The sequence below is a fragment of the Halomonas sp. 72 genome (assembly GCF_052379785.1).
Lineage (GTDB): Bacteria > Pseudomonadota > Gammaproteobacteria > Pseudomonadales > Halomonadaceae > Vreelandella > Vreelandella citrativorans.
The window spans coordinates 1-782 of sequence record NZ_JBQSYY010000057.1 but is presented as its reverse complement, the minus strand read 5'-3'; the positions used below and the strand labels follow the sequence as shown (position 1 = coordinate 782).

General features: G+C 63.6%; 1 protein-coding gene. It reads left to right on the top strand.

The window, feature by feature from the left end:
* Positions 1–782: reverse transcriptase domain-containing protein (locus ACT3T6_RS17710; protein ID WP_444625981.1), on the top strand; the 782-nt coding region annotated here is incomplete at both ends.

The window sequence follows — 782 nt, the reverse complement described above, 5'->3', positions numbered from 1 at the left end:
CCGACCTTCTCCGAGTCGAGTTACGGCTACCGCCCCAAGCGCAGTGCCAGGCAGGCCGTATCGGCCATGAAGGCCCACGTCACCGCCGGCCACCGCTGGGTGGTCGACCTTGACCTGGAGGCTTTCTTCGACCGAGTGAACCACGATCTGCTGATGGCACGGGTCGCACGGCACGTTGACGACAAGCGCGTGCGGCGTCTGATCCGTCGTTATCTGGAGGCGGGTATGTTCCAGCATGGCTTGCCCACGCCGAGGCGGCAGGGAATCCCCCAGGGCGGACCCCTCAGCCCGCTACTGGCGAACATCCTGCTGGACGACATGGACAAGGAGCTGGAACGCCGAGGCCACCGCTTCTGCCGCTACGCCGATGACGTGCAGGTGTATGTCAAAAGCTGGCGAGCAGGCGAGCGGGTCATGGGCAGCTTGAGTGAGTATCTCGAGAGCTCACTTCGGCTGACGGTCAATCGCCGTAAAAGTGCGGTGGACCGGCCATGGCGACGCGGCTACCTGGGCTACAGCCTCACTCGGCACAAGCAGTCGAAACTGACGCTAGCCAAGGCCAGCCTGACGCGCATGATGCAGCGTGTCCGTGAGATCCTGAAACGTGGCAGGGGGCGCAACATCCAGCGGACAATCGAAGGGTTGAGGCCAGTCCTGCGAGGATGGGCCCATTACTTCAGCCTTGTTGATGTGAAACGCCCCTTGGAAGCGCTGGATCAATGGATACGACGGCGCTTGCGCGGTCTGATCTGGCGGCAATGGAAGCGCCCGGCGACCCGGCG